At 72.8% G+C, this 9,972-nt stretch carries 7 protein-coding genes; 2 read left to right on the top strand and 5 right to left on the bottom strand.

Annotated features, from left to right (window positions below; translation table 11 throughout):
* Nucleotides 1-190 precede the first annotated feature (190 nt).
* The 4 genes from pulA to ACFYPD_RS33935 all read right to left on the bottom strand — a co-directional run bounded on the left by pulA (nt 191) and on the right by ACFYPD_RS33935 (nt 7,892).
* A complete protein-coding gene (gene pulA, locus ACFYPD_RS33920; RefSeq protein WP_387122847.1) occupies nt 191-5,689 on the bottom strand; it encodes a pullulanase-type alpha-1,6-glucosidase in 5,499 nt (1,832 codons plus the stop codon).
* Nucleotides 5,690-5,837: 148 nt separating this feature from the next.
* Nucleotides 5,838-6,518 carry a cellulose binding domain-containing protein gene (locus ACFYPD_RS33925; RefSeq protein WP_387122850.1) on the bottom strand — a complete coding sequence of 227 codons (681 nt, stop codon included), beginning with the start codon at nt 6,516-6,518 and terminating at the stop codon, nt 5,838-5,840.
* Nucleotides 6,519-6,802: 284 nt separating this feature from the next.
* Nucleotides 6,803-7,192: a hypothetical protein gene (locus tag ACFYPD_RS33930; protein ID WP_387122853.1), complete on the bottom strand. Its 390-nt coding sequence runs from the start codon at nt 7,190-7,192 to the stop codon at nt 6,803-6,805.
* 40 nt (nt 7,193-7,232) lie between these two features.
* Nucleotides 7,233-7,892, bottom strand: coding sequence for a hypothetical protein (locus ACFYPD_RS33935; RefSeq protein WP_387122856.1), 660 nt, complete (start codon nt 7,890-7,892; stop codon nt 7,233-7,235).
* Between the two features lie 13 nt (nt 7,893-7,905).
* On the opposite strand from ACFYPD_RS33935, the gene ACFYPD_RS33940 reads away from it, so the two are divergent.
* The gene (locus ACFYPD_RS33940) at nt 7,906-8,085 is read left to right on the top strand and encodes a hypothetical protein (protein ID WP_357951151.1); all 180 of its coding nucleotides are present in this window, start codon (nt 7,906-7,908) and stop codon (nt 8,083-8,085) included.
* Between the two features lie 12 nt (nt 8,086-8,097).
* Here ACFYPD_RS33940 and ACFYPD_RS33945 read toward each other — a convergent pair whose 3' ends face one another.
* A complete protein-coding gene (locus ACFYPD_RS33945) occupies nt 8,098-8,466 on the bottom strand; it encodes an ArsC/Spx/MgsR family protein (protein WP_387122859.1) in 369 nt (122 codons plus the stop codon).
* 78 nt (nt 8,467-8,544) lie between these two features.
* Here ACFYPD_RS33945 and ACFYPD_RS33950 point away from each other — a divergent pair, with 78 nt between their 5' ends.
* Complete coding sequence (locus ACFYPD_RS33950) at nt 8,545-9,273, top strand: dienelactone hydrolase family protein (protein WP_387122862.1); 729 nt, start codon at nt 8,545-8,547, stop codon at nt 9,271-9,273.
* Nucleotides 9,274-9,972: the final 699 nt, after the last annotated feature.

The following is a 9,972-nucleotide window of genomic DNA, read 5'->3' on the forward strand; positions in this document are numbered from 1 at the left end:
GCCGGCGGCATCCTCAACAACGAGGGCAAGGTCAAGCTCGACGACAAGTCCACCATCACCAACAACGACCCCACCAACTGCGCCAACACCGTCGAAGACTGCTTCAACTGAGCAACGGTCGGCGTACGGATCGACGCAACAGGTCCGGCCCCCTGCCACTTCGTGGCAGGGGGCCGGACCGTCGTCGGCGTCAGTTCTGGACGAAGACCGCCACGCTGCGGGCCGGCACGGTGAACGTGCCGCCGGCCCGGTCGAAGGACGCCGTCCGGAGCACCGGGTCGGCGGAGTTCCTCAGCACCGGGTGCAGCGTCACGTCCGCCCCGCGCAGGCCGGTGACGGTCTGCGTGGCCGTGTCCGGGGTGCCGTTGAAGACCACGGTGACCGACCTCCACTTCCCGCCGAGCCCGCGGGCGTCCAGGGTCATGGTGAACACGCCCGGGGTCTCCCGGTCGCCGGAGAGCGGGAAGGCGACCCGCTTCTGCACCTGGTCGGCGGTGGTCAGCCCGAAGACCGGCGAGGAGCGCCGGATGGTCAGCAGTTCCGCGTACCGGGCGTCGGCCAGGTCGATCGCGGCGCAGTCCGGCACCAGCTTCGGGTCGGCCAGCAGCGGCCTCGCGTACGGCCACTTGTCCTTGTTGTCCTGCTCGGGTGGCAGGCCGGCGCCGAAGCCGTTGCCCTGGGCGCAGTCCCAGCGGATCTGGTTGAACCAGTCACCGGAGTTGAACGAGTTGCGGTCCAGCGACTTGGAGCGCAGCCGCTCGGAGCCGGCCGTCACGAACCCGGTCCCCTGCCCCATCACCACGGTGCTCAGGGCGAGCACCTGCATCCGGGCCCGGTCCTGCGCCGAGGTCCCCTGCGGCAGCTTGTACGCCAGCGCGTCGTAGAGAATCTCGTTGTCGTGCGCGTCGACGTAGGTGACCGCCTCGCCGGGCGCCGCCGTGTAGCCGGCCGGCGAGCCGTTGTAGTCCACCTGCGCGCCGGTGACGGGCCGGCCGGCCGAGTCGGTGAACCGGTAGCCGCGCAGGTTGCCGGTCAGCCCCACCTTGATCAGGTCCTGCTGGTGCAGCAGCCGGGCCTTCTGCTCGGCGGCCGTACCGTTGACGTCGTCGCCGTTGGGGTCGGTGAAGAGCCCGGACGCGAAGCCCTGGATCCGGGGGTTGCCGTCGAAGGGGCCGCCGCCGCGCACGGCGTCGCGGAGCCGGTCGTTGAAAGTGCCGATGCCGGTGCCGGCCATGTTGGCCTGGGTGGCCTGCACGAACCGGGCGTCGTCGGCGACCTCGCCGAAGTTCCAGCCCTCGCCGTAGAGGAGGATCTTCCTGCCGTCCACCCCGTCGCGGGCCAGGGTCAGCCGGTCCAGCGCGGCGCGGACGGCCAGGATGTTCGCCTTCGGGTGGTGGCCCATGAGGTCGAAGCGGAACCCGTCCACCTTGTACGCCTTCGCCCAGGTGACCAGGGAGTCCACCACGAGCTTGCCCATCATGGCGTGCTCCGGGGCGGTGTTGGCGCAGCAGGTCGAGTTGGCGACCGTGCCGTCGTCGAGCAGCCGCTGGTAGTAGCCCGGCACCACCTGGTCGAGCACCGACTTCGGGTCGGTGCCGGCGGCCGAGGTGTGGTTGTAGACGACGTCCATCACCACACGCAGGCCGGCCTGGTTGATGCCGGCGACCATCTGCCGGAACTCGGTGGTCCGCTTCGCCCCGGCCGGGTCGACGGCGTAGCCGCCCTCGGGCACGGTGTAGTGCAGCGGGTCGTACCCCCAGTTGTAGCCGTCCTTCCCGGCCACCGCCGCGACGCACTTCTGCTGCTCGTCGGAGTCCGGTGGCAGCGCGGCCAGGTCGCAGGCGGGCTGCGCCTGGTCGGCCCGCTTCTCGGGGATGGTGGCGAAGTCGAACGCGGGCAGCAGGTGCAGGTAGTTGACCCCGGCGTCGCCGAGCGCCTTCAGGTGCTTCATCCCGGCCGTGTTCGGGTCGGTGAAGGCGAGGTAGGTGCCCCGCCGCTCGGCCGGCACGGTGGCGTCGGCGATGGAGAAGTCCCGGACCGACACCTCCTGGATCTGCGCCTTGGCCGACGGCACGGCCGCGGGCTTGCGCAGGTCGGCCCAGCCGGCCGGGGCCAGCGACGGGTCGGCCAGGTCGACGATCTGGCTGTGCGTCGAGTCCGGCGCGAGGGCCAGCGAGTACGGGTCGGTCACCGCGGCGGTGACCACCTTCTGCGCGGCCGGCTGCCACGCCTCGACCTGGTAGCGGTAGTACTTCCCGCGCCACGCCTTCGTGCCGCGTACCGACCAGACGCCGGTGGTGTCGTCGCGGCTCATCGACACCGTCGTCGGCTGGGCCGCCGGCGAGTCGAAGAGCTGGAGCGCGACCTTCCGGGCGGTGGGCGCCCACACGGCCAGGGTGGGCACCTTGCCGGCGAACGTCGGGCCCAGCTTCGCGCCGGTCGCGGCCCGGTAGACGTCGTCGAGCACGCCGGGGATCTGCACCCCGGTGGCGCCGAGCAGGTGGCCCTCGGCGTCCCGCTCGGTCACCACGAGCTGGCCGCGCAGCGCCGCGGGCACCTTGGCCAGGTCGGCGCGGTCCAGCGTGAACGCGCGGTGGGCCCAGAGCTGCGGGTACGCCTGCCGTTGGGCCTCGGTCAGCCCGTTGCGCGCCGCCCGCAGCGGCAGCGTGGTGTACGTCCCGGTCAGCTCGCCGTCGGCGACCGCGAGCCCGCCGGCCGGGGCGGCCACCAGGGCGTACCGCTTGCCGTCGGTCGGTCCGGTCTGCCAGGCCACGGTGGACCGGTCGATCCACTGCGCCTTCTGCTTCGTGATGTCGAGGTCCTTCGCGACGCCGGACGAGGTCGGCGGCAGCAGCCGGCCCTTCACCCCGGCCAGCAGCCAGATCTCGTGGCCCGTGGTGGTGAGGTCCAGCCGCTGGTCGTCGGGCTGGTCCTTCACGTCGCCGGAGTGCACGATGTAGTTCAGCCCGGTGGCGCCGGCCGCGAGCGGCACCCGGAAGACCGCGCCGTACGCGTCGATCCGCTCCGGCTTCAGCGGGTTGCCCCAGTCGGTCGGGTTGGCGGCGCCGTCCCAGAGGTGCAGGCCCCAGCCGTCGTAGTTCCCGTCGGCCTTGCGCCAGTGGATGACCGCGGTGTTCTGGTCGACCGGCGGGTCGGGCTCGCCGGTGGCGGCCTGCCGGGTCGGGTAGAGGGCCGGGTCGCCCTGCTTGACCCAGACCTCGCCGGTCTGCGTCACGTCGATGGTGCGGTCGTTGGCGACGTCCTTGTTCCCGTCCTTGTCGACCACGAGGAAGCCGACGGACTTCGCGCCCGGCTTCAGCTTGACCCAGGCGAACCGGCCGTAGGAGTCCTCACCCGCGAACGGCTGCCCCTTGGGCCACTCGGTCTGGTACGCCGGGTCGATGTCGCCCCAGGCGTAGAGGCCCCAGTCGGCGTACCCCCCGGCCGGGCGCTGGTAGTGCACGACCGCCCAGTCCCGGGATGCGCTCTGCGCCGGGGTCCCGACCACGCCGGTGGTGCGGGCGGTGGCGACGCGGCCCTTGCCGTCGCGGACCACGGCCTTGTACTCGACCTTCGTCCCGCCGGCCAGGCCGGCAAGGTCGTGGTGGACGGTGTACGGGGCCCGGTGCGCGCTGCCCAGCAGGGTCCACTTGCCGCCGGGGACCCGGGCGGCGAAGGTGACGGTCGCCAGGGGGTCGCCGGTGACCTGCGCGGTGACGGCGGCCTTGGTGGCCACCGGCGCCTCGCCCGGCTCGGTGAGGGTGATGCCCGGGGCCGCGCCGGCCTGCGGAATCGCCCGGTCGGCCTTGAGCACCACGGCCGACATCGCCGGCACGGTCACGCCCAGCTTGCCGTCGGCGCCGGCGCTCGCGGCGGCCGCACCGCCGTAGACGCCGGTGAAGGTGGCGCCGGCCGACCAGGTGTCCACGGTGACAGTCTGGGCGGTCGCGGCGTTGTTCACCGCGACGACGTACTCGGTGCGGTCCTTCGGCAGGACGCGGGAGAAGGCGAAGACGCCGGGGCCGTCCGCCGCGTAGCGGGTGACCTGGATGCCGTCCCGCAGCGCCGGGTGGGCCTGCCGCAGCCGGCCCAGCTCGGCGATCGTCCGGTAGAGCGGGTGGCTGGTGTCGTACTGGTCGCTCGCGTGGGTGCGGGTCGTGCCGATCAGGTCGTCGTCGAGGTAGTCCGCCGTCCGGCTGGCGAACATGTCCTGCCGGGCGTCCTTGTCTCCGCCGGGGCCCGTGAAGCCCTGCTCGTCACCGGAGTAGACGACCGGCTGGCCACGGGTGAGGAACATCAGCTGGTGGGCGAGCTGGTCGCGGCGGAGCTGACTGGCGTCGTCACCGCCGGCGGCCGCGACGAACGAGCCGATCCGGCCCATGTCGTGGTTGCCGAGGAAGGTGGTCAGCCGGTTGGCGTCGGTGTCCCGCGCGACGTAGAGGTCGTCCTTGGCGTACACGTCCGCCAGCGCCCGGGCCGAGCCGTCTGCGGCGGCGTAGCCCCGCGCGGCCTCCTGGAAGGAGAAGTCGAGGGTGGCCGGCAGGCCGCCCTGCCGCACGTAGGTCGACTCGACCTCCTGGTCGGCGCTGTAGACCTCGCCGAACATGAAGAAGTCCGGCTTGCCGGCCTTGGCGGCGGCGGCGTCGATGCCGCGGGTGAACTGCGGCCAGAAGTCGAGGTTGGCGTGCTTGACCGTGTCGAGGCGGAAGCCGTCGACGCCGGCCTTGCCGATCCACTGCGCGTAGATGTCGGTCATGCCGCGGACCACCTCGGGACGCTCGGTCCAGAGGTCGTCGAGGCCGAAGAAGTCGCCGTACTCGCTGTTCTCACCGGCGAAGGTGGAGTCGCCCCGGTTGTGGTACATGGTCGGGTCGTTCAGCCAGGCCGGCACCTTGGCCTTGGCGTCGGCGGCGGTGGCGAAGGTCGGGGTGTACGGGAACGACGTGCTGTCGACCGGCGGGAACGCCCGGGTGCCGTCGGCGTAGTTGCGGTCCTCGAAGGCCCGACCCTGCGTGTCCGTGTAGGGGGACGTCTTCTTGTCGACGTAGCCGTACTTGTCCTCGGCGTAGCGGATGACGTCCGCGGTGTGGTTGGCGATGATGTCCAGGTAGACCTTGATGCCCCGCTGGTGGGCGAGGCCGACCAGCTTCTTCAGCTCCGCGTTGGTGCCGAAGTGCGGGTCGACCTGGGTGAAGTCGGTGATCCAGTAGCCGTGGTAGCCGGCGGAGACGTCCGCGCCGGCGCCCTGCACGGGCCGGTTCTTGAAGATCGGGGCGAGCCAGATGGCCGTGGTGCCGAGGCCCTGGATGTAGTCCATCCTGTCGACGACGCCCTTGAGGTCACCGCCGTGGTAGAAGCCCTTGTCCGCCGGATCCAGGCCGGTGCTGAGCCGGTCACCGGTCAGCCCGCCGGTGTCGTTGCGCTTGTCGCCGTTGGCGAAGCGGTCCGGCAGCACGAAGTAGAACTGCTCGGCCTTCGCGCTGGTGCTGCCGGCCTTCAGCAACGCCTCGGCGGACGGCTCCCGGCTCCACTGTGCGGCGCCCGCGGCGGCCAGCACGTCCGGGGTGGCGGGTCGCTCGCTGCCGTCGGCACCCAGCTGGTGGAGGGCCACCGGCACGCCGACGAGGGTGAGCACGAGGGAGGCGGCCAAGGCGGCCAGTGCCTTGCGGGATATCGGCGGGGGTTTCATCGACGGCCTTTCTCTGGTCGCTGATTCGCCCGCACGCTAGCCCTCGCCGAAACATTCTGCAATACCTTGCAAACCAAGTCGCAACAAAGCAGCGGTCTTGCGAAAGACGGCAGACCGCGGCCGGCGAGCGCGCGACCGAGGTGGCGGATCAGAGACCGGAGCAGGTGGCGCCGTCGACCGCGCAGCTCGACGGCCGGGTCGTCCCCGTCCGCTCGAAGTGGAACTGCAGCGCCACCGACGCCCCGGGTGCCAGGTCGACCCCGCTCTCGTAGGTGAGGACGCCGTCGGTGAAGCGACCGTCGCCCTGTTCGGCGCCGCTCACCCAGACGGCCACGAGACGGCCTCGCGGGAAGGCCAGCCGCACCGTCCAGCCCCGCGCCGTGGCGGCGGTGTTGACCAGCCGCACCTCACCGACGAAGCCACCGTCGAAGCTGCTCACCACGCCGTAGCGGCCGGTAACCGGAGACGGGGCGGGTGGCGGTGGCGCCGGCCGGCTGCTGGGGCTGACCGCGCTGGGCGACGGGCGCGGCGTCGGCCGGGCGGGAAGCACCGTGGACCGGGGGGACAGGCCGGGAACCACCGGCCCGGCGGCGGACGCGGGCGGCCGGGTGGTCGCGCCCGGCGCGGAGGGGGTGGTGACCGGCACCTGGGGCAGCGACATCGTCGGGTCCGGCGGCGGGGGCTCGGCGAACGTCCGCCGCCCGCGCACCGCACCCAGCGCCACGACCAGCAGCACCACCATGACGATCACGCCGATCGAGACGACGATCCAGGGCGAGGACGTGATGGCGGCGCCGGGTGACGGGCGTGCGCGTCGCGTGCCGGACATGACCCCTCCCCTGTCGGTCCCCCGTCGGCGAGCGTAGCGATCGGGGACAGTGCCGGAAAGCGCCCGGTCCCCAACAGGTGATCATGCGCCGCGGATCCGGCTCCGCCGGCCGGCCCGTCGCCACGGCCCGCATCCGACACGTCGCAGCGCGTCGTCGGCTACGTTGTCCGGGCTCGGCGACGGGAACTCCTCAATGGCTCGGATTCGGGCAGGGTCGCGCACATTCGTCCGCACCGTCCATCATGGAGTGCCCCTCGACGGGCAACCACCCCGTCACGCCGCGGTCAGGCGGTGCGGATGACGGTGCAGATGGCCGGGCCGTCGTCGGTGGCCCGCAGCAGGTAGCGGTAGCGCTCGCCGGGCACCGCCCGGCCCTGGCTGTCCAGGAACTCCCAGCGCACGGCCACCTCGGTGAGCAACGCGGAGACCTGCTGCACGTCCTCGATCAGCGCATGGGCGGCGACCAGTTCCCGCTCCTGGTAGTCGGGGGCCGCGCCGACGAAGCTGAGCGCCACGGACGCCGGCGAGGCGAACGTGAAGCTGTACGTGTCGGCGACCACCAGCCCCGGCAGCGCGTAACAGCCGGCGATGGCGGGCACGTCGGCGGTGGTCAGCGCCACGCCGTACCGGTCGAAGAAGTCGGCGAGCGTGTCGAGGTCCGTGGAAGCCGTCACGCCCGTCTCCATTGCCGGACGGCGGGCCCGGCAAACCTGGTCAGCGGGGCGGGATGCGTACCTCGATCTCCGCACCGAGCTGGCCGCCCGTGAGGTCGAGGTCGTCGCCGCTCCAGAACCGCCCCGGGTCGTACCAGTTGGGGCGGCGACCGGCGGGCAGCAGCCCCATCGCCTCGTAGGTCACCGCCACCACCTCCGCGCAGTACGCGGTCTCCAGCGCCCGGTCACGGACCGGCACACCGCCACCGTCGGCGATGGAGGGTCGGCCGCGGCGCAGGTTCGGCACCCGGCCGCGGGCCCAGCGCCAGGCGAGCTGCGCGGTGGACGGGAACGGGGTGCCGTCGAGGCGGGCCACGGTCCGCAGCACCGCCTCCTCCATCGTGGTGTCCGCCGACGGTTCGAGCTGGCGCAGCCAGGCCCGCTGGCCGTAGCGGTTGGCCCACACGCAGACCGCGTCCCGCAGGTCGTGCAGCTGCACTCCGCGCTGGTGGGTGCCGGTCCACATGTCCGGCAGCGAACGGCCCAGCTCGGCGTGCCACATCAGCGGCGGCATGTCGTCGAGCACCACCGCCATGCCCACGTGGTTGACTGGGCTGTTGGTAGTGATCTGGATGGCGCGGTCCGGCACGCTGCGCCCGCGGAAGACCCACAGGTCGCCGGTGCGGGTCAGCTCCACCGCCTCGTCCAGGCTGATGCTCATGGAGGATCACCCTATGCCGAAGCGGCAACGGATGCGGTGGTGGAAGCTGCTCGGACTGGCCGGCCTCGCGGGCGTCGCGGCGACCGGCGTGGTCGTGGCGCGGGCGGAACGGCGGCGCCGGGCGTACACCCCGGAGGAGATCCGGGACCGGCTGCGCGAGCGGCACGCGAAGGCCGGCGACCGGGCTTCCTGACCCACCGCGCGCTCACCGGTCGCTGCGGCGCACCGCCTCGTCCAGGGCCTCCGGGGTACGACCGACCAGCGCGCTGCCGTCGTCCAGCAGCAGGATGGGGCGCTGGATCAGCTCGGGGTGGGCGACCATCGCGGCGATCCAGCGCGGCTCCGTGGCGTCGTCGCGGGGCCAGTCCGCCATGCCCAGCGCGGTCGCGGCCGGCTCGCCGGTGCGGCAGATGTCCCACGCCCGTGCGCCGAGCCGGCGCAGCACCTCGGTCACCTCGTCCGCACTCGGCGGCTCGGTCAGGTACGCCCGCAGCCGGTAGGGCACCCGCGCCTCGTCCAGCGAGGCACGGGCGGCGGCGCACTTCGAGCAGGACGGGTTGTTCCAGATCTCCATGCCCGACATGGTGGCACGCCCACTGTGGAGCCCGGCGGGGGCAGCGGGGACCGGGCGACCTCGCCTACGATGAGCGACATGGAAAACAGTTTCTGGGAGACACAGTTTATCCTCGATCCACCGCCGGCCCCGGTCGAGCGGCACGGCGACGTGGACCTCTACCTGCCGACCGGCGACGGCCCCCGACCCGCGGTCGTCCTGGTGCACGGCGGCCCACTGCCGCCCGGCGCACCCGACCCCAGGGAATGGCTGCTCTACCAGGGGTACGGCGCGCTCCTCGCCGAGCAGGGCGTGCTCGCCGCGATGCCCCAACTCCCCCTGCACACCCCCGACGACCTGCCGACCGCCGCCGCTCGGATCGCCGGCACGGCGGACCTGCTCCGCGCCGACCCCCGCGTCGACCCGAATCGGCTGGCGCTCTGGTTCTTCTCCGGCAGCGGCCTGCTACTGGCCGACTGGCTGCGCGACCCGCCCCCGTGGCTGCGCGGGCTCGCCGCGACGTATCCGCTGCTCGCGCCCCTGCCCGGCGGGCCACCGATCGACCCGCGCTTCCGGCCGCTCGACGCGCTCGACCAGGCCGGCGACCCGCCGCCGCTCGTGCTCACCCTGCCCGGCCGGGAACGCCCGGAGATCGCCGCCACCAGCGAAGCGTTCACCGCCGCAGCGACGCGTCGGGGGGCGCCGGTGCGGATCGTGCCGGTACCGGGCGGCCGGCACGGCTTCGACGCCCTGGACCACAGCGAGGAGTCCCGTGCCGCCGTCCGCACCGCCCGCGACGCCCTCCTCGCCCTCCTCACGGCGCCCTGAGCTTCGGCGCCCGCACCGATATGGACGTCTTCGGGCACGGTGACCTCGATGGCGTTCCACCCACACGCCGCCCCCTCCGCGCGCGCCGACCTGCCCCTTCCGCCCGACTTCGACCCGGCGGTATCCGCCATCGTCTCCGCCACGAGGTAAGGGCCTGGTCGACGTCGTCGACGATGCCGGCGAGCGCGTCGGGGACCGTCCCCTGTGCGCCATTCGTCCGCTCTGGGCCGACGGTGGCTCGACTCCCCCGGTCGGATCTTGGTGACTTGCCGTTCCTGGCGAACGCTAAGTCTCCAAGATCCCGAACCGCCTCTCCGTGACCACTGAAGGCCGCCCCGGTGGCGATGTCCGACCCGGCCGATCCCGCCATCTTCGGGAAGGGAGTCGGCCGCGGGCGCACCCGGACGCGGACGCGGTCGATCGTGCCGCCGAGAGGATTGGCTTCGGGATGCCCGGGTGGGGTGAATGCCCGATTCGCGGCGACGGGTTCCGGCGCGGGTGTCCGGTTTCGGCGGTGGTGTCGGGTGGTCCGCGCCACCGCCAGGGCGGAATCATGCCGGGGGTGGGGTCGTTGTACATGGCAGACCGCGCAGCAGCCCGCCCGCAGGTGAGCCAGCCCCGGCCGGAATGACCCGGCCCCGCCGGTCGTTACACCCCCCGGACCACGCACCACCGGTCCAGCCGGGTCGGCCGGAGGGA

Source organism: Micromonospora sp. NPDC005299, from assembly GCF_042872345.1.
Lineage (GTDB): Bacteria > Actinomycetota > Actinomycetes > Mycobacteriales > Micromonosporaceae > Micromonospora.

Excerpts from the sequence above, each read along its gene's own strand:
- pulA (WP_387122847.1), bottom strand. The coding sequence starts at position 5,689 with ATGAAACCCCCGCCGATATCCCGCAAGGCACTGGCCGCCTTGGCCGCC.
- ACFYPD_RS33925 (WP_387122850.1), bottom strand. The coding sequence starts at position 6,518 with ATGTCCGGCACGCGACGCGCACGCCCGTCACCCGGCGCCGCCATCACG.
- ACFYPD_RS33935 (WP_387122856.1), bottom strand. The coding sequence starts at position 7,892 with ATGAGCATCAGCCTGGACGAGGCGGTGGAGCTGACCCGCACCGGCGAC.
- ACFYPD_RS33940 (WP_357951151.1), top strand. The coding sequence starts at position 7,906 with ATGCCGAAGCGGCAACGGATGCGGTGGTGGAAGCTGCTCGGACTGGCC.
- ACFYPD_RS33945 (WP_387122859.1), bottom strand. The coding sequence starts at position 8,466 with ATGGAGATCTGGAACAACCCGTCCTGCTCGAAGTGCGCCGCCGCCCGT.
- ACFYPD_RS33950 (WP_387122862.1), top strand. The coding sequence starts at position 8,545 with ATGGAAAACAGTTTCTGGGAGACACAGTTTATCCTCGATCCACCGCCG.